General features: G+C 70.7%; 20 protein-coding genes. 13 read left to right on the top strand and 7 right to left on the bottom strand.

Translation table 11 applies throughout. From position 1 onward, the window contains the following. Positions 1–88: 88 nt before the first annotated feature. Both KCH48_RS23545 and KCH48_RS23540 read left to right on the top strand, forming a co-directional pair. Complete coding sequence (locus tag KCH48_RS23545) at positions 89–2,341, top strand: MMPL family transporter (RefSeq protein ID WP_210576681.1); 2,253 nt, start codon at positions 89–91, stop codon at positions 2,339–2,341. A gap of 101 nt (positions 2,342–2,442) precedes the next feature. Then, on the top strand, positions 2,443–3,489 hold the full coding sequence (locus tag KCH48_RS23540; protein WP_210576680.1) for a zinc-dependent alcohol dehydrogenase family protein: 1,047 nt from the start codon (positions 2,443–2,445) through the stop codon (positions 3,487–3,489). 33 nt (positions 3,490–3,522) lie between these two features. Here the strand turns inward: KCH48_RS23540 and KCH48_RS23535 are convergent, their stop codons facing one another. Then, positions 3,523–3,723 carry an AlpA family transcriptional regulator gene (locus KCH48_RS23535; RefSeq protein WP_210576679.1) on the bottom strand — a complete coding sequence of 67 codons (201 nt, stop codon included), beginning with the start codon at positions 3,721–3,723 and terminating at the stop codon, positions 3,523–3,525. A gap of 358 nt (positions 3,724–4,081) precedes the next feature. Beyond that, positions 4,082–4,999, bottom strand: a complete 918-nt coding sequence (locus KCH48_RS23530) for a sugar phosphate isomerase/epimerase (protein WP_210576678.1) — start codon at positions 4,997–4,999, stop codon at positions 4,082–4,084. Between the two features lie 125 nt (positions 5,000–5,124). Here KCH48_RS23530 and iolC point away from each other — a divergent pair, with 125 nt between their 5' ends. The 5 genes from iolC to mmsA are packed head-to-tail and all read left to right on the top strand — an operon-like array spanning position 5,125 to position 11,177. Then, complete coding sequence (gene iolC, locus KCH48_RS23525; protein ID WP_210576677.1) at positions 5,125–6,075, top strand: 5-dehydro-2-deoxygluconokinase; 951 nt, start codon at positions 5,125–5,127, stop codon at positions 6,073–6,075. Beyond that, positions 6,072–6,953 carry a deoxyribose-phosphate aldolase gene (locus KCH48_RS23520; RefSeq protein WP_210576676.1) on the top strand — a complete coding sequence of 294 codons (882 nt, stop codon included), beginning with the start codon at positions 6,072–6,074 and terminating at the stop codon, positions 6,951–6,953. Before iolC ends, KCH48_RS23520 begins: the two co-directional genes overlap by 4 nt. Positions 6,954–6,960: 7 nt before the next feature. Next, positions 6,961–7,773: a 5-deoxy-glucuronate isomerase gene (gene iolB / locus KCH48_RS23515; protein WP_210576675.1), complete on the top strand. Its 813-nt coding sequence runs from the start codon at positions 6,961–6,963 to the stop codon at positions 7,771–7,773. Next, positions 7,770–9,653, top strand: a complete 1,884-nt coding sequence (gene iolD / locus KCH48_RS23510; RefSeq protein WP_210576674.1) for a 3D-(3,5/4)-trihydroxycyclohexane-1,2-dione acylhydrolase (decyclizing) — start codon at positions 7,770–7,772, stop codon at positions 9,651–9,653. Before iolB ends, iolD begins: the two co-directional genes overlap by 4 nt. A 21-nt stretch (positions 9,654–9,674) precedes the next feature. After that, positions 9,675–11,177, top strand: a complete 1,503-nt coding sequence (mmsA, locus tag KCH48_RS23505) for a CoA-acylating methylmalonate-semialdehyde dehydrogenase (protein WP_210576673.1) — start codon at positions 9,675–9,677, stop codon at positions 11,175–11,177. 47 nt (positions 11,178–11,224) lie between these two features. Here mmsA and KCH48_RS23500 read toward each other — a convergent pair whose 3' ends face one another. Further along, positions 11,225–12,619 carry a condensation domain-containing protein gene (locus tag KCH48_RS23500; RefSeq protein WP_210576672.1) on the bottom strand — a complete coding sequence of 465 codons (1,395 nt, stop codon included), beginning with the start codon at positions 12,617–12,619 and terminating at the stop codon, positions 11,225–11,227. 238 nt (positions 12,620–12,857) lie between these two features. Between KCH48_RS23500 and KCH48_RS23495 the strand changes: the two genes are divergently transcribed. From KCH48_RS23495 to KCH48_RS23485, 3 genes are all read left to right on the top strand, one after another. Further along, entirely contained in the window at positions 12,858–15,503 is a 2,646-nt protein-coding gene (locus KCH48_RS23495; protein ID WP_210576671.1) for an alpha/beta fold hydrolase, read from the top strand. Continuing rightward, entirely contained in the window at positions 15,500–16,414 is a 915-nt protein-coding gene (locus KCH48_RS23490) for an ABC transporter permease (protein WP_210576670.1), read from the top strand. The genes KCH48_RS23495 and KCH48_RS23490 overlap by 4 nt, the downstream gene beginning before the upstream one ends. Positions 16,415–16,552: 138 nt before the next feature. After that, positions 16,553–18,070 carry a VWA domain-containing protein gene (locus KCH48_RS23485; protein ID WP_210576669.1) on the top strand — a complete coding sequence of 506 codons (1,518 nt, stop codon included), beginning with the start codon at positions 16,553–16,555 and terminating at the stop codon, positions 18,068–18,070. Here KCH48_RS23485 and KCH48_RS23480 read toward each other — a convergent pair. Beyond that, the gene (locus KCH48_RS23480) at positions 18,061–18,678 is read right to left on the bottom strand and encodes a chorismate mutase (protein WP_307840922.1); all 618 of its coding nucleotides are present in this window, start codon (positions 18,676–18,678) and stop codon (positions 18,061–18,063) included. The two genes, KCH48_RS23485 and KCH48_RS23480, sit on opposite strands and share 10 nt — an antisense overlap. Positions 18,679–18,817: 139 nt before the next feature. Between KCH48_RS23480 and KCH48_RS23475 the strand changes: the two genes are divergently transcribed. Both KCH48_RS23475 and KCH48_RS23470 read left to right on the top strand, forming a co-directional pair. Then, positions 18,818–20,737 (top strand): long-chain fatty acid--CoA ligase, encoded by a 1,920-nt coding sequence (locus KCH48_RS23475; RefSeq protein ID WP_210576668.1) that lies wholly within the window; start codon positions 18,818–18,820, stop codon positions 20,735–20,737. Between the two features lie 134 nt (positions 20,738–20,871). Next, positions 20,872–21,546: an LPXTG cell wall anchor domain-containing protein gene (locus tag KCH48_RS23470; protein ID WP_210576667.1), complete on the top strand. Its 675-nt coding sequence runs from the start codon at positions 20,872–20,874 to the stop codon at positions 21,544–21,546. Between the two features lie 105 nt (positions 21,547–21,651). On the opposite strand, the gene galE is transcribed toward KCH48_RS23470, so the two are convergent. Beyond that, positions 21,652–22,614: a UDP-glucose 4-epimerase GalE gene (gene galE, locus KCH48_RS23465; protein ID WP_210576666.1), complete on the bottom strand. Its 963-nt coding sequence runs from the start codon at positions 22,612–22,614 to the stop codon at positions 21,652–21,654. Between the two features lie 208 nt (positions 22,615–22,822). On the opposite strand from galE, the gene KCH48_RS23460 reads away from it, so the two are divergent. Next, a complete protein-coding gene (locus KCH48_RS23460) occupies positions 22,823–23,890 on the top strand; it encodes a glycoside hydrolase family 26 protein (protein WP_210576665.1) in 1,068 nt (355 codons plus the stop codon). A 25-nt stretch (positions 23,891–23,915) separates the two neighbouring features. Here the strand turns inward: KCH48_RS23460 and KCH48_RS23455 are convergent, their stop codons facing one another. Both KCH48_RS23455 and KCH48_RS23450 read right to left on the bottom strand, forming a co-directional pair. Continuing rightward, a complete protein-coding gene (locus KCH48_RS23455; RefSeq protein WP_210576664.1) occupies positions 23,916–24,980 on the bottom strand; it encodes a glycosyltransferase family 4 protein in 1,065 nt (354 codons plus the stop codon). Further along, positions 24,970–25,647, bottom strand: a complete 678-nt coding sequence (locus KCH48_RS23450; RefSeq protein WP_307840921.1) for a sugar transferase — start codon at positions 25,645–25,647, stop codon at positions 24,970–24,972. The genes KCH48_RS23455 and KCH48_RS23450 overlap by 11 nt, the downstream gene beginning before the upstream one ends. Between the last annotated feature and the right edge of the window lie 65 nt (positions 25,648–25,712).

The following is a 25,712-nucleotide window of genomic DNA, read 5'->3' as shown; positions in this document are numbered from 1 at the left end:
AGTGACCGCTCGCATTCTTGAGTCGGAACGCGAGCGATGTCTCGTGTTTTCCAGTCTATGGTTTCCACGGTGAAGGGGACACCGCACCATGACCGAAGTCAACAGCCCACCTCGGGTCGGAGCCTGGACCCGCTTCGTCACCGCACGACCCCGGTTGTCGCTGCTCGCGGCCCTGGTGCTGACAGCCTTAGCCGTACTGGCCGGCAGCGGTGTGGCCGACCGGCTGGGGAGCGGCGGCTGGGAGGACCCGGCCGCCGAGTCGACCTACGCGACCAGGGCACTGGAGCGTGAATTCCCCGACTCCCAGCCCAACTTCCTGCTGCTCGTCGACGCGGGCCGCGCCTCGGTCGACGATCCGGCGGTCGCCGCCGAGGCCGAGCGTCTCGCCGAGCGGCTGGCAAGGGAGAAGGGCGTCATAGGTGTCGGCTCCTACTGGCAGGCCGAGCCCTCGGCGGCTGCCGCCCTGCGCGCCGAGGACGGACACGAGGCGCTGATCGCCGCCCGCCTCACCGGCGACGAGACGGCGATGGGCGAGACCCTGGACCGCATCGTGCCCTCGTTCCGCGGCACGCACGGCCCGGTGGAGGTGAAGGTCGGCGGCATGGTCGCCGTGCGGCACGAGATGCAGGCGATCATCCAGGAGGACCTGACCCGCGCCGAGGTGATCGCCCTGCCGGTGACCCTCGTCCTGCTGGTGATGGTCTTCGGCAGCGCGGTCGCGGCCCTGCTGCCGCTCGGCATCGGCATCGTCGCGATCCTGGGGACGAACGCGATCCTGCGCGGCCTCACCGAGTTCACCGACGTCTCCATCTTCGCGATCAACCTGACCACGGCCCTGGGCCTGGGACTGGCCGTCGACTACGCCCTGTTCATCGTCCGCCGCTACCGCGAAGAACTCTCCACGGGAGCCGAGCCGTTGACGGCGGTCGGCACCACACTGCGCACGGCGGGCCGCACCGTCCTCTTCTCCGCCCTCACGGTCGCGGTGTCGCTGGCGGCGATGCTGCTCTTCCCGCAGTACTTCCTGCGGTCCTTCGCCTACGCCGGCATCGCCGTGGTGCTGCTGGCCGCGGCGGCGGCGCTGATCCTGCTCCCGGCGGCGCTGGTGCTGCTGGGCCACCGGGTGAACGCACTGGATCTGCGGAAGCTGTTCCGACGCGGGAGGCCGTCCAAGGCGACCGTCGCCCCCGACACCTCTGACGAAGAAGGTTCGGCCTGGGCGCGCACCGCGTCCCTCGTCATGCGTCGCGCCCCGTTCTTCGCCCTGGGCACCACCGCCGTGCTGGTCCTGCTGGGCCTGCCGTTCCTGGGCGTGAAGTTCGGCACGGCGGACGACCGCCAGCTGCCGGCCGACGCCGAGTCCCACGTCGTGCAGCAACACATCCGCGAAGGCTTCCCGGGCAGCCCCGGCGGCGGCCTGGAAGTGCTGGCCGAGGGAGGGGCGACCGAGGCGCAGTACGCCGCCTACAAACAGCGGATCGCCGCCCTCCCCGACGTGCTGCGGGTCGAGGGCCCGCTGGTGAAGGGCGACTCGGCCTACTTCACCGTGCAGCCCGAGGGCGAGCCGGTCGACGACCAGGCCCAGCGACTCGTCGGCGAACTACGGCAAACCGACGCCCCCTTCGACACCAAGGTGACCGGCACCGCGGCCGTCCTGGTCGACTCCAAGGACGCCATCGCCGAGCAACTGCCCTGGGCGGCGGCCTTCATCGCCATAGTCACCCTGCTCCTGGTCTTCCTCCTCACCGGCAGCGTGCTCATCCCCATCCAGGCGGTGGTACTCAACGCGCTCAGCCTGACGGCGATGTTCGGCGCGGTGGTCTGGGTCTTCCAGGACGGCCACCTCTCCGGCCTGCTCGGCTTCACCAGCCCCGGCTCCATCGAGACCACCCTCCCGGTCCTGATGTTCTGCGTGGCCTTCGGACTCTCCATGGACTACGGCGTGTTCCTGCTCTCCCGCATCAAGGAGGAGTACGACCACACAGGCGACCACGAGCAGGCAGTCCGGCACGGCCTGCAACGCACCGGCGGCCTGATCACCGCCGCCGCCGTCATCCTGGCCGTGGTGATGGTCGCCATAGGCACCTCCCGAGTAACCAACACCAAGATGCTCGGCCTGGGCATCGCCCTAGCGGTCCTCATGGACGCCATGATCATCCGCAGCCTCCTGGTCCCAGCGGTCATGCGCCTCACAGGCAGGGCGACGTGGTGGGCACCGGGTCCGTTGCGCCGCCTGCATCAGCGGTTCGGCTTGAGCGAGGGGGATGGGGCCGGAACGGCGCAGCCGGACGTAAGGGGGGCAGGGGAGGAGACGAGGGACAAGGTGACAGCCCAGGGTTGAGCAACGCCGTTTAAGGGGCGCGGGGAACTGCGCGACCAGCCACGATGGTGCAGCAGACGACAACCGACACATCGCGGCACCCACCCCGGAGGCCAAGGCACATGCGCGCAGTGATGTTCGAGCGGTACGGACAACCCCCCGAGGTCAGAGACGACGCCCCCGACCCCACCCCCGCCCCCCACGGAGTGACCGTAAGGGTCGAAGCAACCGGCCTCTGCCGCAGCGACTGGCACGGCTGGCAAGGCCACGACGAGGACATCACGCTCCCGCACGTCCCGGGCCATGAACTCGCCGGTGTCATCGAGGCGGTGGGCGACCGGGTGACCGCATGGCGGCCCGGCGACCGAGTGACCGTCCCCTTCGTGTGCGCCTGCGGCACCTGCGCATCCTGCGCGGCGGGCGACCAGCAGGTGTGCGAGCGCCAGACCCAGCCCGGCTTCACTCACTGGGGCTCGTTCGCCGAGTACGTCGCGCTGGACCACGCCGACGTCAACCTCGTCGCCGTGCCCGACGGCATGTCGTTCGCGACGGCGGCCTCGCTGGGCTGCCGGTTCGCGACGGCGTTCCGGGCGGTGGTGCAGCAGGGCAGGGTCGCGGCGGGGGAGTGGGTCGCGGTGCACGGCTGCGGGGGTGTGGGCCTGTCGGCGGTGATGATCGCGGCGGCGTCCGGGGCGAGGGTGATCGCCGTCGACGTATCCGCCGGGGCCCTGGACCTGGCAAGGAAGTTCGGGGCGGCGGAGTGCGTGGACGGGACGGGGACGCCGGACACGGCGGCGGCGGTCCGCGACCTCACGGGCGGCGGCGCCCACCTCTCCCTGGACGCCCTCGGCGCCCCCGCGACCTGCGCCGCCTCCGTGAACGGCCTGCGCCGCCGGGGCCGGCACGTCCAGGTAGGTCTGCTCCCGTCGCCCACGGGCACCACCCCGGTCCCGATGGCCCGAGCGATCGCCCTGGAACTGGAACTCCTCGGCAGCCACGGCATGGCGGCGCACACCTACCCGCCCATGCTGGAGCTGGTCCGGACCGGCGTCCTGCGCCCCGACCTCCTGGTCACCTCCACCATCACGCTGGACGCGACACCGTCGGCCCTCGCCGCGATGGGTACGGCACCGGGAGCGGGGGTGACGGTCATCGAGCCGTGGAGCTGAACGCGCCGCGCCTTCCGGGCAGGCGCGGGCCGTTCAGTCCTCTCTGCGGGCGCGGTTGCCCGGGCGGGAGGCGACCCACGCCCGGACGGTGTCCGCGTACCAGTAGGGTTTGCCGCCCTCCACATGGTCGGGTGGCGGCAGCAGCCCGTGCTTGCGGTAGGACCGCACGGTGTCCGGCTGCACCCGGATGTGCGCCGCGATCTCCTTGTAGGACCAAAGCCGTCGGTCGGTCATGAGGTGCACCTCCCTGCGCGCACCGCGGCGGCAGCCGGGAACGGCCGTCGGGGGTACCGGGCGCTGCGCTGGCGATCACAAAGCCTGTGTCCGGTGAACGACGCAGAGTGAGCGCGGGTCAGGGCCTGTGTACGGGGTGTGACGGATGACTCGCGAACATGGGACATGTGTGACACGAGAGGGGTATTTGTGACAGGAGGGTTGCTTGCCGCGAGCCGGTGGGGGCTGGTCGCGCAGTTCCCCGCGCCCCTAAGGACGTTGCAGTACAGCGCCCCGATAGGGGCGCGGGGAACTGCGCGAACAACCCCCACAACCCGCAGTCGCCCAATCCCGCAACCCGGCACACCAATAGGCGCCCCTACGCCCCGCAAGACCTCAAAAACGCCCGCGTCCGCACCGCAATAGGCAACGGCACATCCGCCGCACACGGATACATGTCCTGCTCCACGATCGCGAACAGATCCACATCCAGCCGCTGCGCAGCCTCCAGCACAGGCCCCAACGCCGGCACCCCGGAGGGCGGTTCGCACATCACACCCCGCGCCACCGCGGGCCCGAACGGCGTCCCCTCCGCCCGCACCTGCGCCAGGATCTCCGGATCCACCTGCTTGAGATGCAGATACCCGATCCGCGAACCGTACGTCTCGATGAGCTTGACGCTGTCCCCACCGCAGTACGCGTAGTGCCCGGTGTCCAGGCACAGCGACACCAGGTCGGAGTCGGTCGCGTCGAGGAAGCGGACGACGTTCTCCTCGGAGTCGATGTGCGTGTCGGCGTGCGGGTGGACGACGATCCGCAGGCCGTACTCCTCCCGCACCCGACGCCCCAGCCGCTCGGTCAGCGAGGCGAGGTTCCGCCACTGCTCGGCCGTCAGAGAACTCGGCTCCAGGACCTCACCGGTCTTGTCGTCCCGCCAGAAGGACGGGATGACGACCAGATGCTTCGCCCCCATGGCCTGCGCGAGCACCGCGTTGTCCGCGACATGCGCCCACGTCTTGTCCCACACGGCCTCACCGTGATGCAGCCCCGTGAAGACCGTCCCGGCCGACACCTTGAGGCCACGCCTCGCGGTCTCCTGGGTGAGCACGGCGGGGTCGGTCGGCAGATAGCCGTACGGGCCGAGCTCGATCCACTCGTAGCCGGACTGCGCGACCTCGTCCAGGAAGCGCTGCCAGGGAACCTGCTGCGGGTCATCGGGGAACCACACACCCCAGGAGTCGGGCGCCGACCCGACCCGGATGCGGGACAGTGAGGACTGTGGTGACAACGAAGTCATGGCCGCCAGCTTCCGGTCGCACGGCGGGGCCTGTCAAGGTCTGGTCCGAATGTCTGGACAAAACATTGACAGGGCTCGCCATCGGGGTCTAGAAAGCCGGAGAGAGCCGATACGAAGGGAACGCGATGGCGTACGACCTGATCACCATGGGGCGGATCGGCGTGGACCTCTATCCGCTGCAGACGGGTGTCCCGCTGCCGCAGGTGACGTCCTTCGGCAAGTTCCTCGGCGGCTCGGCGACGAACGTCGCGGTCGCCGCGGCCCGCCTCGGCCGCCGTACCGCCGTGATCACCCGTACCGGCGACGACCCGTTCGGCACCTACCTCCACGAGGCGTTGCGGGACTTCGGCGTCGACGACCGCTGGGTCACCCCGGTCGCCGGACTGCCCACCCCCGTCACCTTCTGCGAGGTCTTCCCGCCGGACGACTTCCCGCTGTACTTCTACCGCCGCCCCAAGGCCCCGGACCTGGAGATCGACGCCCATGAGCTCGACCTCGACGCGATCCGCGACGCGAGCGTCTTCTGGGTGACCGGCACGGGCCTGAGCGAGGAGCCGAGCCGTACGGCGACCCTCGCGGCCCTCGCCCACCGCGCCAAGGCCGGTACGACGGTCTTCGACCTCGACTGGCGCCCCATGTTCTGGGCCGACCCGGCCGAAGCCCGCCCCTTCTACACCGAGGCCCTGCGCCACACCACCGTCGCGGTCGGCAACCTCGACGAGGTGGAGGTAGCCACCGGCGTCCGCGAACCGCACGCAGCCGCCCGCGCCCTCCTGGACGCGGGCGTCGAACTGGCCGTCGTCAAGCAGGGCCCCAAGGGCGTCCTCGCCGTCAACAGCAAGGGCGAGAGCGCCGAAGTCCCGCCCCTTCCCGTGACCGTCCTCAACGGCCTCGGCGCCGGCGATGCCTTCGGCGGGTCCCTCTGCCACGGCCTCCTCGAAGGCTGGGACCTGGAGAAGATCATGCGGCACGCCAACGCCGCCGGTGCCATCGTCGCCTCCCGACTGGAGTGCTCGTCCGCCATGCCGACCCCCGCCGAAGTGGAAGCCGCCCTCACCGCGGGAGCCGTTCTGTGACCGTCGACATCGAGGCGCTGGTCCGCACCCGCAGCCGCCACCCCGAGGCGATCGCCGAAGCGGCCGCCCGCCGCATCCGCCGGCCGCTGATGAGCGACTCGGGCCGGCTGATGATCGTCGCCGCCGATCACCCCGCCCGCGGCGCGCTCAGCGTCGGCGACCGCAAGTTCGCCATGGCCAACCGCGCCGATCTGCTGGAACGCCTCTGCCTGGCCCTCGCCAGACCTGGCGTCGACGGCGTCCTCGCGACCGCCGACATCCTGGACGACCTGCTGCTGCTCGGCGCCCTGGACGGCAAGGTCGTCATGGGCTCGATGAACCGCGGCGGCCTCCAGGGCGCCTCCTTCGAACTCGACGACCGCTTCACCGGCCACCGCCCCGAGGACATCGAGCGCCTCGGTTTCGACGCGGGCAAGCTGCTCCTGCGGATCGACTTCGACGACCCGGGCTCCCTCACCACCCTGGAGTCCACGGCCCGCGCGATCGACGACATGGCGGCCCGCGGGCTCCCCGTGTTCGTCGAGCCGTTCATCAGCCGTCGGACGCCCGAGGGAAAGCTCCGCAACGATCTCTCCGCCGACGCCGTCACCAAGTCGATCGCCATCGCCTCCGGCCTGGGCGGCACCTCGGCGTACACCTGGCTGAAGGTCCCCGTCACCGACAACCCGGACGACATGGCCCGGGTCATGGAGACCTCCACCCTCCCGGCCGTGCTGCTGGGCGGCGATGTTGGGGACGATCAGGACGGCGCGTACGAGAAATGGCGCGGCGCCCTCCAACTGCCCACCGTCCAGGGCCTGGTGGTCGGCCGTTCGCTGCTGTATCCGGCGGACGGCGATGTGGCCGCCGCCGTGGACACCGCCGTAGGACTGCTGTGAGGGCCGCATGAGCAACGAGTTGTACGTCCCGAAGGGCGCCACCGCCGACCCGCACTACGCGCTCGACATCGACCCCAAGCTGGCCGGCTGGACCCACTCCAGTCTGCGGATCGTCGAGCTGGAGGCGGGTGGTTCGCACACCTTCACCACCGGTGACAGCGAGTGGATCGTGGTGCCGCTGAGCGGTGGCTGTACGGTGCAAGTGGAGGACGAGGTATTCCAACTCCTGGGCAGGGAGAGCGTGTTCGCGTCGGTCACCGACTTCGCGTACGCGCCCCGAGACGCCCGGGTACAGATCGCCTCCGGCGCGGGAGGCCGCTTCGCCCTGGCAGGAGCGAAGTGCGAGCGACGACTCCCCGCCCGCTACGGCCCCGCGCCGGAGGTTCCCGTCGAGCAGCGCGGCAGCGGCAACCGCACACGCCATGTGCGCAACTTCGCCTCCGCCGACGCGTTCGAATGCGACAAGCTCATCGCGGTCGAGGTGATCACACCCGGCGGCAACTGGTCCTCGTATCCGCCGCACAAGCACGATGAGAACCGGCCCGGCGAGGAAGCGGAGCTCGAGGAGATCTACTACTTCGAGATCGACGGCCCGAACGGCTTCGGCTATCAGCGCGTATTCCCCTCCCGTGAGGGCGGATCCGACGTCCTCGCGGAGGTCCGCTCCGGAGACGCCGTCCTCGTCCCCGACGGATGGCACGGCCCGTCGATCGCCCAGCCCGGCCACGACATGTACTACCTGAACGTCATGGCGGGGCCCGGCGAGACTCGGGAGTGGCGGATCTGCTTCCACCCGGACCACACGGAGGGTTACCGATGACCTCAACGACGAGGCTGACGGTCGCGCAGGCGCTGGTGCGCTTCCTGTCCGTCCAGTACACGGAGCGGGACGGCATACGGCACCGGCTCATCGACGCCACCTGGGGCATCTTCGGCCACGGCAACGTCGCCGGGCTCGGCCAGGCGCTGCTCGAGTACGCCGATGACATGCCGTACCACCAGGGCCGCAACGAGCAGTCCATGGTGCACGCGGCGATCGGTTACGCCCGCCAGTCCAACCGCCTGTCCACGCACGCGGTGACGACCTCCATCGGCCCGGGCGCGACCAACCTGGTCACGGGCGCCGCCCTCGCCACCATCAACCACCTTCCGGTGCTGCTCCTCCCCGGCGACATCTTCGCCACCCGCCCCGCCGACCCGGTCCTCCAGCAGCTCGAAGTGCCGTACGCGGGCGACATCTCGGTCAACGACAGCCTCCGCCCGGTGTCGAGGTACTTCGACCGGATCCACCGCCCCGAGGCCCTGATCCCGGCGGCCCTGCAGGCGATGCGCGTGCTCACCGACCCGGTGGAGACCGGCGCGGTGACCCTCGCGATGCCCCAGGACGTCCAGGCCGAGGCCTATGACTGGCCGGACGAGTTCTTCGCCGAGCGCACCTGGGTCGTACGACGGCCGGGCGCCGATCCGACCGAACTCGCCGAGGCCGTGAACGCGATCCGCGCCGCCCGGCGGCCCCTCGTCGTCGCGGGCGGCGGTGTCCACCACAGCCGTGCCGAGGAGGCGCTGGAGGAGTTCGCCCGCACCACCGGCATCCCGGTCGCCTCCACCCAGGCGGGCAAGGGCTCCCTGCGCTTCGACCACCCGCAGGACGTCGGCGCCGTCGGCCACACCGGCACCGCCACCGCCGACGAACTCGCCCGCACCGCCGACCTGGTGATCGGCGTCGGCACCCGCTACACCGACTTCACCACGGCCTCCGGCACCCTCTTCACCGGCGAGAACGTCCGCTTCCTCAACCTCAACATCGCCCCGTACGACGGCCACAAGCTCTCCGGTCTGCCGCTGATCGCGGACGCCCGCAGCGGCCTCCAGGAACTCACCCAGTCCCTGGGCATGCACGGCCACCGGGTCCCCGACGGGTACGTCACCGAGTACAGCGAGGACAAGGAGCGCTGGGAGCAGCGCGTCGACGCCTGCTTCGAGGCCGACGAGCCCGATGTCCGGCCGACGCAGCCGCAGGTCATCGGCGCGCTGGACGCCATCGTCGACGAGTCGGACATCATCATCAACGCGGCCGGCTCGCTCCCGGGCGACCTGCACAAGCTGTGGCGGGCGCGGTCGGCGGACCAGTACCACCTGGAGTACGGCTACTCCTGCATGGGCTACGAGATCCCGGCCGCGATCGGCGTGAAGCTGGCGGCGCCCGACCGTCCCGTATGGGCGCTGGTCGGCGACGGCACCTACCTGATGATGCCGACGGAGATCGTCACGGCCGTACAGGAGGGCGTCGCGATCAAGATGGTGCTCTTGCAGAACCACGGGTACGCGTCCATCGGCGGCCTGTCGGAGGAGACCGGCGCCGAGCGGTTCGGCACCGCCTACCGCTTCCGCGCCGGCGACGGGACGTTCTCCGGCGCCCCGCTGCCGGTGGATCTCGCCGCCAACGCGGCCAGCCTCGGCATGCGCGTGCTGCGCGCGAAGACCGTCGCCGACCTGCACGAGGCGCTCGCCGAGGCGCGCGCCGCCGACACTCCCACATGTGTCTACGTCGAGACCGAAACGGCATACACAGTGTCGGGCCCGCCTCCGGCGCAGGCCTGGTGGGATGTACCTGTGGCCGAGACCGCGACCCGTTCGTCGGCCGTGAAGGCCCGCGAGGAGTACGACCGGCACGTCAACGCCCGACGCCGCCATCTGTGAAGGAATGACTGGAGCTCCGCCATGACGAAGATCGTCAACCACTGGATCGGCGGCAAGACCGTCGACGGCGCGTCGGGTACGTACGGGCCGGTCACCGACCCTGCCACCGGCGCGGTCACCACGAAGGTCGCGTTCGCCTCGGTCGACGAGGTGGACGCGGCGGTGCAGGCCGCCAAGGAGGCCTACGTGACCTGGGGCCAGTCCTCGCTGGCCCAGCGCACCAACATCCTGTTCAAGTTCCGGGCGCTGCTCGACGCCAATCGGGACGCGATCGCCGAGCTGATCACCGCCGAGCACGGCAAGGTGCACTCCGACGCGCTCGGCGAGGTCGCGCGCGGCCTGGAGATCGTCGACCTGGCCTGCGGCATCAACGTGCAGCTGAAGGGCGAGCTGTCGACGCAGGTCGCCAGCCGCGTGGACGTCGCCTCCATCCGCCAGCCGCTGGGCGTCGTCGCGGGCATCACGCCGTTCAACTTCCCGGCGATGGTCCCGATGTGGATGTTCCCGATGGCCATCGCGTGCGGCAACACCTTCGTGCTGAAGCCGTCCGAGAAGGACCCGTCGGCGTCGATGAAGCTCGCCGAGCTGCTGGCGGAAGCCGGGCTGCCCGACGGCGTCTTCAACGTCGTCCACGGCGACAAGGTGGCCGTGGACCGCCTGCTGGAGCACCCCGACGTCAAGGCGATCTCCTTCGTCGGCTCCACCCCCATCGCCCGCTACATCCACACCACCGCCTCCGCCAACCACAAGCGCGTCCAGGCGCTCGGCGGCGCCAAGAACCACATGCTCGTCCTGCCGGACGCCGACCTGGACGCGGCGGCGGACGCGGCGGTGTCGGCGGCGTACGGCTCCGCGGGCGAGCGCTGCATGGCGATCTCCGCGGTCGTGGCCGTCGGCGCGATCGGCGACGAGCTGGTGGAGAAGATCCGCGAGCGCGCCGAGAAGATCAAGATCGGCCCCGGCAACGACCCCACCTCCGAGATGGGCCCGCTGATCACGAAGGCCCACCGCGACAAGGTGGCGTCGTATGTGAAGGGCGCCCCGGCGCAGTACGCGAAGGTCGTGCTCGACGGCACCGACTTCACGGTCGAGGGCTATGAGGACGGTCACTGGATCGGCATCTCGCTGCTCGACAAGGTGCCGCCGGGCTCGGACGCGTACCGGGACGAGATCTTCGGCCCGGTGCTGTGCGTCCTGCGCGTGGACACCTACGAGCAGGGCGTGGAGCTGATCAACAACTCGCCCTTCGGCAACGGCACCGCGATCTTCACCCGGGACGGCGGCGCCGCCCGCCGCTTCCAGCTGGAGATCGAGGCCGGCATGGTCGGCGTGAACGTCCCGATCCCGGTCCCCGTCGGCTACCACAGCTTCGGCGGCTGGAAGGACTCGCTCTTCGGCGACCACCACATCTACGGCAACGACGGCACGCACTTCTACACCCGCGGCAAGGTCGTCACCACCCGCTGGCCCGACCCGGCCGACGCCCCGGCCGGCGTGGACCTGGGCTTCCCGCGCAACCACTGAGTCACATACCTGAGCTCGGGCACGTGCGGTGCCCGGGCTCAGTCATGTCACCGGCCGCCCGCCCGCGGCACCGACCGGATCAGGTCCCGCAGCCGCTCGACGTACAACCGCATGTTCTTGTGCGCGACGTCGGTGTCCGGATAGCGGCTCGCGAACCACAGGCCCTCGTGGAGCCGGTTGATCCAGACGCACACCTGGTCGCCGTAGGACACCCGCAGCAGTCCGTACGCCGCCAGCTCGGACCAGTCCGCGGAGCGGGGCAGGTCCCGGCCGTCGACGAAGGAGACGATGGAGTACAGGTCGGGCGAGGTCGGACGGAAGTCGGAGCCGAGCAGCCGCAGCACCCGGGCGATGGGCATGCGGGCCAGGAAGCGGTTGGCGTGCATCTCGGCGCGTACGGCCTTCAGGGCGGCCGGGAAGTCCAGGTCCGGCGTCAGGGACACCTCGATCGGGGCGCCGCCCACGAACCAGCCCACGGTGTCCGACCAGTGGGACTTCACCCGGGTGTGGAAGGGCACGACCGTGCGGTAGACGGACTGACCGCCGAGCTCCCGGACGATGAGGCCGGTGGCGGCCAGGACGCCGACGAGGCTGCCGCCGTAGGGCCGGCAGTACGCCTCGAAGGCGGCGGCGTCGTCCGCGTCCACGAGCGACTCCCGCATCAGCTTCTGGGTGGGCAGCCCGGCGTCGGGGTCCAGGCCGAGATCGACGGGGAAGTTCGGCAGCCTGCCGTCGCAGCGGCGGATGAACTCCCGCCAGCGGGCGACGACTTCGTGGCTCTCGTCGATCCGGTCGGCGTCCGCCCGCTCGATCTCGCAGAAGTCGACGTAGCTGCTGACCGGGTCCCGCGGAGCCGGACCGCCCTCGACGCCGGTCGTGTACAGCTCGTGGATCTCGGCGGGGATGCGCTGGATCGAGTAGGAGTCGACGTTGCTGTGGTCGAAGGCCATGTACACGCTGGTGGAGTCGGAGCGGACGACCGCCGCGTACATGAGGTTCGGCCAGCGCAGCGCGTCCGCCGTCGTGTCGAAGCGGTCCTGGAGGTGCTGGACCAGTCCGGCCGCGTCGGGGAAGTCGCCGACGTCCTCGCGGTGCAGGGACACGGCACCCGGGGCGAGGGTGAAGCGCCGCAGCGCGTCGCCGTCCGGCCTGAAGCCGCTGCGCAGCGTCTCGTGCCTCAGGGTCCAGCCCCGCAGCGCGTCCTGCAGCGCGTCCAGGTCGACCCGGCCCGGGATGTCGAAGGCCGTACCGAGCCAGGTCGGCACGAACAGGCCGTCCTCCCGCACGCTTCGCGCCGTTTTGATGTGCGACTCCTGGATGTACGCCGGCCGCCGGGCGTCGTCCGGCAGGCCCGCCGCCGCCTCCACGGTCGCCGGACTGAGCGTCCACTCGACGAGTCGTCCGGGCCGGACCTCGCAGCGCTGGATGTCAGTGATGCGCACAGGGCGTCTCCGTTCGCGAAGGGGGCAGACCTTCAAGGATCTGCCGGGGCGCCCCCGGAAACCCGCCGTGTCGTGATCTTTCAATGGATCGAGTGGTGCTTCGAACAGCGGTTCTTGTAGCACGGTGCGCGTACCACGGGCGCGGTATACGGGACGGTGCGTGTACGCCCCTGGGAGGTCAGGGGGTTCCGCCCAGAAGCTGTCGGGGGCCGACAGGTTGGCCGCGTACCGTTGACGCATGGATCTTCGACTGCCCGGACTGCGTGGGCCAGGGCGGCCGCGGCGGATTCTTGCCGCCGCGGCCGCCGTTGTCGTCCTCGCCGGCGCCGGTACGTGGACGGCCGTCGCCTCCGACGACGCGCCCGCGGTGCACCGCGCCGACCGGGTCATGGCCGTGGGTGACGGGGTGCGCATCGACACCTCGTACTTCACCTCCGGCGCGGACGGCCGCCGCCCCGCCGTTCTGCTGGCGCACGGCTTCGGCGGCAGCAAGGACGACGTACGCGGGCAGGCCGAGGACCTCGCCGCCGACGGCTACGCGGTGCTGACCTGGTCGGCCCGCAGCTTCGGCAAGTCGACGGGCAAGGTCGGCCTGAACGACCCGAAGGCCGAGGTCGCCGACGTCTCCCGGCTGATCGACTGGCTGGCGAAGCAGCCGCAGGTCCAGCTCGACAAGACCGGTGACCCGCGCGTGGGCATGGCGGGAGCCTCGTACGGCGGCGCGATCTCGCTCCTCGGCGCCGGGTACGACGACCGGGTGGACGCCATCGCCCCGGCGATCACCTACTGGAACCTCGCGGACGCCCTGTTCCCGAACGGCGTCTTCAAGAAGCTGTGGGCGGGCGTCTTCTTCAACACGGCGGGCGGCTGCGACAAGTTCGAGACGCGGCTCTGCGAGATGTACGACCGGGTCGCCGAGTCCGGCACCCCGGACACCGAGGCACGGCAGCTGCTTGAGGAGCGCTCACCGTCGGCTGTCGGCGACCGCATCAAGGTGCCCACGCTGCTGATGCAGGGCCAGACGGACTCCCTCTTCCCGCTCGGCCAGGCCGACGCGGCGGCGAAGGCCATCCGCGCCAATGGCGCCCCCGTCGACGTCGACTGGATCTCCGGCGGCCACGACGGCGGCGACCTGGAGGCGAGCCGGCTCAACGCGCGCGTGAACTCCTGGTTCGACCGCTACCTCAAGGACGACAAGAGCGCCGACACCGGCCCCGCCTTCCGCGTCACCCGCACCGGCGGCGTCGACTCCACCGACGGCGAGGCCACACTGCGCGGCGCGAGCGCCGACACCTACCCGGGCCTGGAGAGCGGCCAGAAGTCCGTCGCCCTGACCGGCCGCGAGCAGACCTTCGACAACCCGGCCGGCGCCAACCCGCCCGCCATCTCCGCCCTGCCCGGCCTCAGCGGCGGCGGACTCGCCCAGCTCTCCTCGCTCGGCGTCGGCATCTCGCTGGACTTCCCCGGCCAGTACGCCGCCTTCCAGTCGGCCCCCGTCGGCGACGACCTCCGCATCACCGGCTCGCCGACGGCCACCGTCCACGTCAAGTCCACCAGCGACGACGCCGTCCTCTTCGGCAAGGTGTACGACGTCGGCCCCGACGGCACCCAGCAGGTACTGCCGTCCCAGCTGGTGACGCCCCTGAGGGTGACGGACGCCAAGGCCGGCAAGGACGTCACGATCACGCTGCCCGCCATCGACCACAACGTCGACAAGGGCCACCGTCTGCGCCTGGTCCTCTCCTCCACGGACCTCGGCTACGCCTCACCGGCGGCCCCGGCGACGTACACCGTCTCCCTGAAGGGTGACCTGTCGGTGCCGACGGCCTCCGGCGTGAGCACGGCCGCGGCCCCGCTGCCGTCCTGGGTGTGGTGGCTGCCGATCGCGGGCGCCGTCATCGCCCTGGCCCTGCTGCTGACCGCCCGCCGCCGCACCGCGTCCGCGCCGCCGGACCCCGCACTCGCCGAAGTACCGCTCCAGATCACGGACTTGAGCAAGCGGTACTCGAAGTCGTCCGACCGTTACGCGGTCAAGGACCTGTCCTTCCGCGTTGAGAAGGGCCAGGTGCTGGGCCTTCTCGGACCGAACGGCGCGGGCAAGACCACGACCCTGCGCATGCTGATGGGCCTGATCACCCCGGACGGCGGCGAGATCCGGGTCTTCGGCCACGCCATCCGGCCGGGCTCCCCGGTGCTGTCCCGGGTCGGCGCCTTCGTCGAGGGCGCGGGCTTCCTGCCGCATCTGTCCGGCCGGGAGAACCTGGAGCTGTACTGGGCCGCGACCGGCCGCCCCGCCGGGGACGCGCACATCGAGGAGGCCCTGGAGATCGCGGGCCTCGGCGACGCCCTCGCCCGCGCGGTGCGCACCTACTCGCAGGGCATGCGCCAGCGCCTCGCCATCGCCCAGGCCATGCTCGGCCTGCCGGACCTGCTCATCCTCGACGAGCCGACCAACGGCCTCGACCCGCCGCAGATCCGCGAGATGCGCGAGGTGCTGATCCGGTACGCCGCGGCCGGACGCACGGTGATCGTCTCCAGCCATCTGCTGGCGGAGGTCGAGCAGTCCTGCACCCACCTCGTGGTCATGGACCGGGGCCGACTCGTGCAGGCGGGCCAGGTCGGGGAGATCATCGGCTCCGGCGACACCCTCCTCGTCGGCACCACTACGCCCGTGGAGGGGCCCGTCGTGGAGAAGGTCGCGGCGCTGCCGGGCGTCACCTCGGCCGTGGCCACCGACGACGGCCTGCTGATCAGGCTCGACGGTGGCGGCACAGCACAGCGCCTGGTCGCCGAACTCGTCCGCCTCGACATCCCCGTCCACTCGGTCGGCCCGCACCGCCGCCTCGAAGACGCCTTCCTCACCCTGATCGGAGGCTCCGCATGAGCACGCTCACCGAGGGAACCGGCCGCTCCGAAGAGACCGGCCGCCCCGAGCCGCTCGTCGAGCGCGCCGAAACGGCGTCCGGCTACCGCCCGGGCCGCACCCTGCCGCTCCGCGTCGAGCTGCTCCGCCAGCTCAAGCGGCGCCGCACGCTGGTGATGTTCGCGATCCTCGCCGCCCTGCCGTTCGTGCTGGTCGTCGCCTTCGCGATCGGCGGCGAGCCGGACAGCGGCGGCGGCGAGCGGATCACGCTGCTGGACACGGCCACCCGGTCCGCCGCCAACTTCGCCGCGGTGAACCTGTTCGTCTCCGCGGGCTTCCTGCTGGTGATCCCGGTCGCCCTGTTCTGCGGGGACACGGTCGCCTCGGAGGCCGGCTGGTCCTCCCTGCGCTATCTGCTCGCCGCACCCGTGCCACGCGCCCGGCTGCTGTGGTCCAAGCTCGTCGTCGGCCTCGGCCTCAGTCTCGCCGCGATGATCGTGCTGCCGCTGGTCGCGCTGGCCGTCGGCGTCGCCGCCTACGGGTGGGGTCCGCTGCAGCTGCCGACCGGCGGCGCGGTGGACGCGGGCACGGCGGCGCAGCAGCTCGTGGTGGTCGTGGGGTTCATCTTCGTCTCCCAACTGGTCACCGCCGGCCTCGCGTTCTGGCTGTCCACCAAGACGGACGCGCCCCTCGGGGCGGTCGGCGGCGCGGTCGGCCTGACCATCGTCGGCAACGTCCTCGACCAGGTGACCGCCCTCGGCGACTGGCGGCACTTCCTGCCCGCGCACTGGAACTACGCCTGGGCCGACGCCGTTCAGCCCAACCCCGAGTGGTCCAGCATGATCCAGGGCAGCGCGATTTCCGTAACGTACGCGCTCGTGCTGTTCGCGCTGGCCTTCCGCGGTTTCGCGCGCAAGGACATCGTGTCGTAGGTCAACGGAGGGTCACCCACCGGTCTCGACAGGCCTGCTCCGTGCCCTCATCGAGACACTTCCGCAACGCTCCGTCACGCACGTTCCGGCCCCCTTCGCCGTCACAGTCACAGACGTCGAACGACAAAGGGGGCACGGATGTTGAAGCGGTACGGCATACGACGGCTGCTGCTCACGCTCACCGCGGCGAGCGGCCTGCTGCTCACGGCCTGCGGTGGGGGTGAGGACTCGGACAGCGGCAAGGCCTCGGACTCGGCACGGGAAACCGGCTTCCCGGCACCCGCGATACCCGAGCCCGAGGGAAGCCAGGGAACCGACGAATCCCGGGAGTTCGCCCCGGCCCCCGACCACCTCTCCACCTTCGCCCTGGACGTCGACACCGCCTCCTACGGCTACGCCCGCCGCACCCTCGCCGAGGGCCGGCTGCCCGACCCGTCGACGGTCCGCCCGGAGGAATTCGTCAACAGCTTCCGCCAGGACTACGACCGCCCCGACGGCGACGGCTTCTCCGTGACCGTCGACGGCGCCCGCACCGCCGCGGACGACTGGTCCCTGGTCCGGGTCGGCCTCGCCACCCGGCCCGCCGAGGACGAGGGCGAACGGCCGCCCGCCGCCCTCACCTTCGTCATCGACATCTCCGGCTCCATGGCCGAGCCCGGCCGTCTCGACCTCGCCAAGGACTCCCTCGGCGTGATGACGGACCAGCTGCGCGACGACGACTCGGTCGCGATCGTCACCTTCAGCGACGAGGCCGAGGAGGTGCTGCCGATGACCCGCCTCGACGACAACCGCGACGAGGTCCACGACGCCATCGACAGCCTGGAGCCCACCGACTCGACCAACCTCGGCGCGGGCGTCGACACCGGCTACGAGACCGCGGAGGAAGGCCTGCGCGAAGGCGCCACCAACCGCGTCGTCCTCGTCTCCGACGCCCTGGCCAACACCGGCGACACCGACGCGGAGACCATCCTCGAACGCATCGCGAGCGAACGCCGCGAGCACGGCATCACCCTCTTCGGCGTCGGCGTGGGCAGCGACTACGGCGACGCCCTGATGGAACAGCTCGCCGACAACGGCGACGGCCACACGGTCTACGTCTCGGACGACGAGGAGGCCCGCAAGGTGTTCGTGGAACAGCTCCCGCAGAACATCGACCTCACCGCCCGCGACGCCAAGGCCCAGGTCGCCTTCGACCCCGAGACGGTCGCCGAGTACCGCCTGGTCGGCTACGACAACCGCGAGGTCGCCGACGAGGACTTCCGGGACGACAGCGTCGACGGCGGCGAGGTCGGCCCCGGCCACACCGTCACCGCCCTCTACGCCGTCCGCGTCAAGCCCGGCGCCGAGGGCCACCTCGCCACCGCGAGCGTCCGCTGGCTCGACCCCGAATCCCGCGACCCGCACGAGGAGTCCGGCCAACTGGAGACCGGCTCCCTCGAGGACTCCCTGAGCGAAGCCGCGCCGCGCTTCCAGGTCACCGCGACGGCCGCCTACTTCGCCGACGCCCTCGACGGCGACGACTCCCTCCCGGGCGCCCCGACCCTCGCCGGACTGGCCGACTACTCCGCCGAGTTGGCGGACAGCACCGAGGACGAGGAGGTCCGCCGCCTCGCCGACACCATCGACCGGGCGAGCGACCTCACCGGTCAGGACTGAGGCCCGCCCCCGCACACCGAGGGCACGGCCCGCTGAAGCCCCTTCAGATGCAGGACGTCCAGCTCATGGCGGTACGCCGACCAGGTGCTCGCGAGGTAGAGCCTCGGCTCACACGACGGCGACGTCCGCAGCCGCTGCGTGTCCTTCAGCGCGGTCAGCAACTCGGTGGTGATGCGGTCCAGTTGCGGACGCACCTCCGTGACCAGGTCGGGGCGCTCGGTGGGCCGCTCCTCGGGATGCGCGTCCCAGCGCACGTACAGCCCGCGCTGCACCAGCTTGTTCGCCTCGATCTGGTCCCGGAACACGGCCCGCACGGCCGCCGGGTCCAGCCCGAGCCCGGTCGCCCGGGCGGCGACGTCGTCCAGGATCTGCTGCTCGCGCACCGGGTCGTCGATCGGCTTGTCGGTGCCGTACTTGGCGGCCGCCACCTTGTCGGCGAGCAGCAGCCGCTCGGCGAACAGGTCGGTCAGCGGGACGAGTCCGGGGACGACGGAGGCCGCCCGCGGCGGTGCCGAGGGCTGTGCGGCGGCCGATGCGGCGCCGGAGAGGGACAGGGCCGCGGCGGCGCAGACGGCCACCAGGGCGGACCGGAGACGTCGGGAGTGCACGGGGATTTCCTTCCGGTGGGGGGGGGTCGTACAGCAACGTACAGACGCACACACCATCACTACGCCCCGACCCATTGACCTTCCGTTACGCGCGAGTAAGTTGACTCCCCGGTAAGTCCGACGGGCACCGGGAGCCGATATGGGCGTACGCAAGGATCTGAAGCGGGCGAAGCGGCGCACCGACCTGGCCGCGCGCACCGAGGTCGAGCTGGTCAGGGACGAGTCGGGCGCGGTGCGCGAGGCCCGTACGGCGCCGCTCGCGCCGCGCGTCACCACCGGCAGCACGGCCGACCTGCCCTTCACCAACGCCGCGGAGGCTCCCGACGCGGTGGTCCTGCGCCGCGAACGCCACGGCACCTGGCAGCCCGTCACGGCCGCCGCCTTCGCCGCCGAAGTCACCGCCGTCGCCAAGGGATTGATCGCCGCCGGCCTCGAACCGGGCGGCCGGGTCGCCCTGATGTCCCGCACCCGCTACGAGTGGACGGTCCTGGACTTCGCGATCTGGGCGGCCGGCGGCCAGACCGTCCCGGTCTACGCCACGTCCTCCGCCGAGCAGGTCGAGTGGATCGTCCGAGACTCGGGCACCCGTTTCGTCGTCACGGAGACGGCGGAGAACGCCGAGACGGTGACGACGGGCATGGCCCGCCACCCCGAACCCCCGCGCATCTGGCAGCTCGACGCAGACGCACTCACCCAACTCACCACCCTCGGCCGGGACATCCCCGACGAGGAGGTCACCAAGCGCCGTACGGCCCTGACCCCCGACACGGTCGCCACGGTCTGCTACACCTCCGGCACCACCGGAAAACCGAAGGGCTGCGTCCTCACGCACGCAAACCTCCATGCCGAGGCCGCCAACACGGTCGAGCTGCTCCACCCCCTCTTCAAAGAGGTCACCCGCCAAACAGCCTCCACCCTCCTCTTCCTCCCCCTCGCCCACATCCTCGGCCGCACGCTCCAGATCGCCTGCCTGATGGCCCGTATCGAGATCGGCCACTGCCCGAGCATCAAGCCCGACGAACTCCGCCCCGCGCTCAAGGAGTTCCGGCCCACCTTCCTCGTCGGCGTCCCGTATCTCTTCGAGAAGATCCACGACACCGGCCGCGCCACCGCCGAGAAGATCGGCCGCGGCGCCTCCTTCGACCGCGCCGACCGCATCGGCGTCCGCTTCGGCGAGGCGTACCTGAACAAGTTCCTCGGCACCGGCAAGGGCCCGGGCCCCGCCCTCTACGCCGCCTGGGCCCTGTACGACCTGCTGGTCTACCGCCGGGTGCGCAAGGAACTCGGCGGCCGGATGCGGTACGCCATCAGCGGCGGCTCCCCGCTCGACCGCAACCTCAACCTGTTCTTCTACGCCGCCGGAATCATCGTCTACGAGGGCTACGGCCTGACCGAGACCACCGCAGCCGCCACCATCGTCCCGCCCCTGAAACCCCGCCCCGGCACGGTCGGCCTCCCGGTCCCCGGCACGGCCGTCCGTATCGCCGACGACGGCGAGGTGCTCATCAAGGGCGGCATCGTCTTCGGCTCGTACTGGAACAACCCGGCCGCCACCGACGCCGTACTCACCGACGACTGGTTCGCCACCGGCGACCTGGGCGCCCTCGACGAGGACGGCTATCTCACCATCACCGGCCGCAAGAAGGACATCATCGTCACCTCCGGCGGCAAGAACGTCTCCCCGGCCGTCCTGGAGGACCGGCTGCGCAGCCGCCCGCCCGTCGGCCAGTGCCTCGTCGTCGGCGACAACCGCCCCTTCGTCGCCGCCCTGATCACCCTCGACCCCGACGCGGTCGCCCACTGGCTGGCGGTCCGCAAACTGCCCGCCGACACCCCGCTGTCCGAGGTCGTCCAGGACCCGCGGATGCGCGCGCAGGTCCAGAAGGCCGTGGACTACGCCAACGAGGCCGTCTCCCGCGCCGAGTCGATCCGCGCCTTCGCCCTGGTCGAGGGCGAGTTCACAGAGGACAACGGCATGCTCACCCCGTCCCTGAAGGTCAAGCGGCATGCGGTGACGGCGGCGTACGCGGACGAGATCGAGGCGCTGTACGGCGGGTGAGCCCACCGGGCACGGACGGGCAACCGGGTGAATTACCCGGCAAGTTGCATATATCGGTTTCTTTGGGTCTCCACATCTCGTTCACAGTTGGCAGGTCGACGACCGGCTTCGCCCCTGAGAGGAAGACAACGAGAGTGCGACAGACCCTCAGCAAGGGATTGATCGTGGCCGTCGCCGCCACGACAAGCGCCCTGTCCCTGTACGGCACCTGGGCCTTCGCGACCCCCGGCAAGCTCGGGCCCGCGGCCCAGTCCCCGGCCGCACTGTCCGCCAACACGGACGGACCGGACGGCCTGAACGGCCTGAACGGCCTGGACGACAAGCTGAACAACCTGGACGAGCGGCTGGACCAACTGCGGGTCCCGCAGCCGTGGTTCGAAAACGGCACCTTCGGCTACGACACCGACACCGACACCGAGGACACGTCCGGGCAGCCGTCCGGGTACGGCAGCGAGGTCCCGTCCGGATACGGCAGCGAGGAGCCGCCCGGTTACGGCCCGGAAGAGCCCCCCGGCTACGGCCGCGAGGAGCCGAGCGAGAAGCCGACCTGCGAGTGCCACAGCCACCACCCCGAGCCGACCCCCACACCCACACCTACGCCAACCCCCACCCCGACCAAGACGGTCACGCCACCGCCCTCCCACAAGCCGACGCCCACCCCGTCGAAGACACCGCCGGTAAAGCCCCACCATCCACAGATGCCCGAGACCGGCGCTGAGGGCATCATCGCGGCGACGGCGGCTGGCGGAGCACTCCTGGCAGCCGGAACGGTCCTGTACCGACGAGGCAGGGCAGGGACTCACCGGTAGTACAGCGCCCCGTAAGGGGCGCGGGGCTGTGTCGATTTGCGGCTACCGCCGCGTGGGCGCGACCAGCCCCCACCGCCCGGCAGCAAGCAAACTACGCAACCACGCTCAGCGCGTCGTGTTCTGCGCGAACTTCCACGCATCCGCGACGATCTCCGCAAGATCCGCCCGGGACGGACTCCACCCGAGCCTGTCCCGGGCAGCCCCGGCGGAAGCCACCAGCACCGCCGGATCGCCACCGCGCCGAGCCGTGACGACCTCGGGGACCGGGTGCCCGGTGACCTGCCGGACGGTCTCGATGACCTCGCGCACCGAGAATCCGTTGCCGTTGCCGAGGTTGCAGATCAGGTGTTCACCGGGCCGCGCGGCCTCGACGGCCAGCAGATGCGCCTCGGCCAGATCCGCGACATGGATGTAGTCGCGGACGCAGGTGCCGTCCGGCGTCGGGTAGTCGTCGCCGTGGATGGAGACGGCGTCCCGCTTGCCCAGGGCGACCTGGAGCGCCAGCGGGATGATGTGCGACTCGGGGTCGTGCCGCTCGCCCTGGGCGCCGTACGCGCCGGCCACGTTGAAGTAGCGCAGGGAGACCGCGGCCAGGCCGTGCGCCGCCGCCTCGCCGGTGATCATGTGGTCGACGGCGAGCTTCGAGGCGCCGTAGGGGTTGGTCGGCCTGGTCGGCGCGGTCTCCACGATCGGGACCTGCTCGGGTTCGCCGTAGGTGGCCGCAGTCGATGAGAAGACGAGCTTGCGCACGCCGGCCGAGCGCATCGCCTCCAGCAGCGCCATGCTGCCGGCGACGTTGTTGGCCCAGTACTTCTCGGGCAGTACGACCGACTCGCCGACCAGCGCGCACGCGGCGAAGTGCAGCACCGCGTCGTACGACGCGTCGAGCCACTTGGCGGCGTCCTTGATGTCGCCTTCGATGAAGGTGACGCCACTCGGGATGCCTTCGCGGAAACCGGTCGAGAGATTGTCCAGGACGGTGACCTCGTGCCCGGCCTCCAGTAGATGCTGTGCGACGACACCACCGACATAGCCCGCTCCACCGGTGACCAGACACTTCCCGCTCATGGATTCGCTCCCTTTCGTGGCCGACGATTCGTCGTCGAACAGTGGATCCAGCGAGGGCGTGCTTTGCACGCGTGCCGCGAATTCCCTGGCTATTCCTCACTCTCGCGGGCTAGCGCGTGGTGGGGCGCACCTCTTATGAATCCGCAGTACATTACCCGCATATGACTGAATGTCAGGTGATAAGGGGCGGTGGAAATGAGGAGTGAGCATGGCCCTTGAGCGCCCCCGGGCCGTCGGCCGGTGGCTGATGGTCATCGCGGCCGGAACGGCCGCGGCGGTCGCATCGGTCGCGTTGTCGACCTCGCCACCACCTGTGGAGACCCAGCACGCGCCGCCGGGGAAGGCCTCCAGCGCTCCCGCGTACGGCGCATACGTCCACTACGACGGCGCCACCGCGGTGGCGCTGATGAACGGCCTCAGCAAGTGGTTGAACGGCTACGAGCTGCGTGTCGCGCGCACGTATCTGCCGGGGGACTTGTGGAGCAATATCGAGGGCGCCCATGGATTCCTGGACAAGTGGGCCGAGTGGCGCCGGGCCAAGGACGACCGGCTCTTCGCACTCAATGTGCCGATGCAGGAGCGCAACGAGGAGGGGCTCTCCGACGCCGAGGTCAGAGAGCTTCTGCGGCGCGGCGCGGCCGGTGAGTTCGACAAGCACTTCAAGGTCCTGGCGACCCGGCTGGTCGAACTGGGGGTGCCGGACACGATTCTCGTGCTGGGCTGGGAGATGAACGGCATCACGTACACCCATCGCTGCGGTCCTGATCCGGTGAGCTGGAAGGCGTACTGGCGGCGGATCGTGAGAGTGATGCGTTCGGTGCCGGAGCAGAAGTTCAGATTCGACTTCACCCCGAGCCGGGGAATGGACGACATTCCATGGACCGCTTGCTATCCCGGCGACAGTTTCGTGGACATCATCGGCATGGACTCCTACGACCAGCCGGAGGGGATGTCGTTCGACGAGGAGATCTCGGAGCCCTACGGCCTGCAGCACCAGGTGGATTTCGCGAAGGCGCACGGGAAGGAGATCTCGTATCCCGAGTGGGGTCTGTACCGCAACGGTGACAACGCGACGTACACGCTGCGGATGCTCGCGTGGATGGACCAGCACAAACCGCTGTACGCCACGTTCTTCGACAAATGCCCGCACGGTATGTGGCAATGCCCCGACAACCCCTATTCGGCCGCCCTGGTCCGCGTGTGGCTGGCCTCCCGGATCGACCCGAGGCAGGGCTCGCCCGTCGTCACATGGCCGACGCCCCCGCCGGATGCGTGACGGGGGCGCCGGACCGGGGAATCCGTCAATGGCCGTACACGTGCCGCAACATCGTCCGCTGCCGCTCCGGACTGTGCTCGACGAACAGCTTGGCCATCCGCTCCTCGGCACCCTTGCTGGGACCGTCCTTCAGCAGGGCGACGGCCGCGGCGGCCAGTTCTGCCGGTGTGTCGACCAGGCCGGGCAGGCCCAGGGACTCCAGTGCCGGGATGCGCCGTGCCACCACGGGCCGCCCCAGTCCGACCGCTTCCAGAAGCGTCATCGGCGCTCCCTCCCACAGTGCGGTGTGGGCGTACACGTCGGCCTGGGCGAGCAGTCGTTGCAGGTCGTGGTGGTCCAGCCAGCCGGTGACCGTGACGCCGGCCCGTTCAAGGCGCTCCCGGTGGGCGGGTTCGCCGCCGCCGAGCCAGTACCAGTTGCTCGACGGCATCAGTCGTCTGCCCTCGGCCGCCGCGTCGGCGAAGAACGCGGGGTCCTTCTGTGTGCACAGTCTTCCGACCGCGGCGACGGTCGGCGAGGGCAGGCCGGCGTCGCTGGTGCCCGGGCCCGACCGAGGGCGCACCACGTTGGGCACGTAGACGGTGCGTTGCCGCTTGCGCAGCAGCCGGGCGAGTTCGGTCTCCCGAGGGCTGGAACCCGCCGCGATGCCCGTGCGCCGGGACAGCACGCGCTCGGCCGTCCACACCGCCGCCGACGCGTACCAGGAGAGGTCGCTGCGCTCCATCGCGAAGCCGTGCGGGGTGTAGACGATGCGCCGCGTCGGCACGGAGGCGGCGAGGCGCACATAGCCTCCGGCCATCGAGGAGTGGGCGTGGACCACGTCGGGCCGCAGCTCCCGGTACAGCCGCCCCACCTCGCGGACCCGCGCCAGGTGGCCGGGCGGCATCCGCCAGACCCCGGCGAAGGCCGTCTCCTCGTCGGCGACCTGGTAGCCCTCCCTGTCACCTTTCAGCAGCAGGTGCCGTGCCTCCGGAACGGCCCGTACATAGTCGTAGACGATCGCCTGCACACCGCCCTGCCATGCCTCGGCGACGTGCAGGACCGTCGGCCGCCCGTCCCTCCGCGGCGTCGCGCCCCGGTCACCACGCATGGCGCGTCCTGAGGACGGCGGGCAGCGTGCGCAGGAGGATCAGCAGGTCCAGCCGCAGGCGCCAGTCGTCGATGTACTGCAGGTCGAGCTGGATCGCCTTCTCGGCCGTGACGGTCGAGCGGCCCGAGACCTGCCACAGTCCCGTCATCCCCGGTTTGACGGACACCCGCTTGACCCGGTCCTGCGGGCTCAGCGTCGTGTGCTCGACGTGTTCGCAGGGGCGCGGTCCCACCAGCGACATGTCGCCCCGCAGCACGTTGACCAACTGGGGGAGTTCGTCCAGCGAGCCCTTGCGCAGGAAGCGGCCGACCGACGTGATCCGGGGGTCGTGCCGGGGCTTGGTGCGCAGGGACAGCTGGTGGCCGTCGGCCTGCAGCAGGTCCACCAGACCCACGGACGCGTTGTGGTGCATGGTGCGGAACTTCAGCATCGTGAACGGCCGTTCACCGAGACCGACCCGGGTCTGCCGGAACACGACGGGTCCGGAACTGCTCAGGGCCACAGCGAGGCCGATGACCAGCATGAGTGGCAGAAAGGCGATCAGCAGGACCGCGGAGAGCACGATGTCGAGCATGCGCTTGGCGCGGGAGCCGGCGCAGCGCGGACGGGGTGTGCCGATGAGTGGGGGCGGCGGCGTCGCCGCCGAGCTCTCCACCTCGTTCAGCACGGGGGCTACTCCTTCCAAGGCACTACTCCTCCAGAGACAGGAAAGGGTGAGATTCGAGTGGACTC

The sequence above is a fragment of the Streptomyces sp. GESEQ-4 genome (assembly GCF_017948455.1).
In the GTDB taxonomy this organism is placed as follows: Bacteria; Actinomycetota; Actinomycetes; order Streptomycetales; family Streptomycetaceae; genus Streptomyces.
This window is presented reverse-complemented; position numbering and strand designations above follow the sequence as displayed.

Excerpts from the sequence above, each read along its gene's own strand:
- KCH48_RS23545 (WP_210576681.1), top strand. The coding sequence starts at position 89 with ATGACCGAAGTCAACAGCCCACCTCGGGTCGGAGCCTGGACCCGCTTC.
- KCH48_RS23540 (WP_210576680.1), top strand. The coding sequence starts at position 2,443 with ATGCGCGCAGTGATGTTCGAGCGGTACGGACAACCCCCCGAGGTCAGA.
- KCH48_RS23535 (WP_210576679.1), bottom strand. The coding sequence starts at position 3,723 with ATGACCGACCGACGGCTTTGGTCCTACAAGGAGATCGCGGCGCACATC.
- KCH48_RS23530 (WP_210576678.1), bottom strand. The coding sequence starts at position 4,999 with ATGACTTCGTTGTCACCACAGTCCTCACTGTCCCGCATCCGGGTCGGG.
- iolC (WP_210576677.1), top strand. The coding sequence starts at position 5,125 with ATGGCGTACGACCTGATCACCATGGGGCGGATCGGCGTGGACCTCTAT.
- iolB (WP_210576675.1), top strand. The coding sequence starts at position 6,961 with ATGAGCAACGAGTTGTACGTCCCGAAGGGCGCCACCGCCGACCCGCAC.
- iolD (WP_210576674.1), top strand. The coding sequence starts at position 7,770 with ATGACCTCAACGACGAGGCTGACGGTCGCGCAGGCGCTGGTGCGCTTC.
- mmsA (WP_210576673.1), top strand. The coding sequence starts at position 9,675 with ATGACGAAGATCGTCAACCACTGGATCGGCGGCAAGACCGTCGACGGC.
- KCH48_RS23495 (WP_210576671.1), top strand. The coding sequence starts at position 12,858 with ATGGATCTTCGACTGCCCGGACTGCGTGGGCCAGGGCGGCCGCGGCGG.
- KCH48_RS23490 (WP_210576670.1), top strand. The coding sequence starts at position 15,500 with ATGAGCACGCTCACCGAGGGAACCGGCCGCTCCGAAGAGACCGGCCGC.
- KCH48_RS23485 (WP_210576669.1), top strand. The coding sequence starts at position 16,553 with ATGTTGAAGCGGTACGGCATACGACGGCTGCTGCTCACGCTCACCGCG.
- KCH48_RS23475 (WP_210576668.1), top strand. The coding sequence starts at position 18,818 with ATGGGCGTACGCAAGGATCTGAAGCGGGCGAAGCGGCGCACCGACCTG.
- galE (WP_210576666.1), bottom strand. The coding sequence starts at position 22,614 with ATGAGCGGGAAGTGTCTGGTCACCGGTGGAGCGGGCTATGTCGGTGGT.
- KCH48_RS23460 (WP_210576665.1), top strand. The coding sequence starts at position 22,823 with ATGGCCCTTGAGCGCCCCCGGGCCGTCGGCCGGTGGCTGATGGTCATC.
- KCH48_RS23455 (WP_210576664.1), bottom strand. The coding sequence starts at position 24,980 with ATGCGTGGTGACCGGGGCGCGACGCCGCGGAGGGACGGGCGGCCGACG.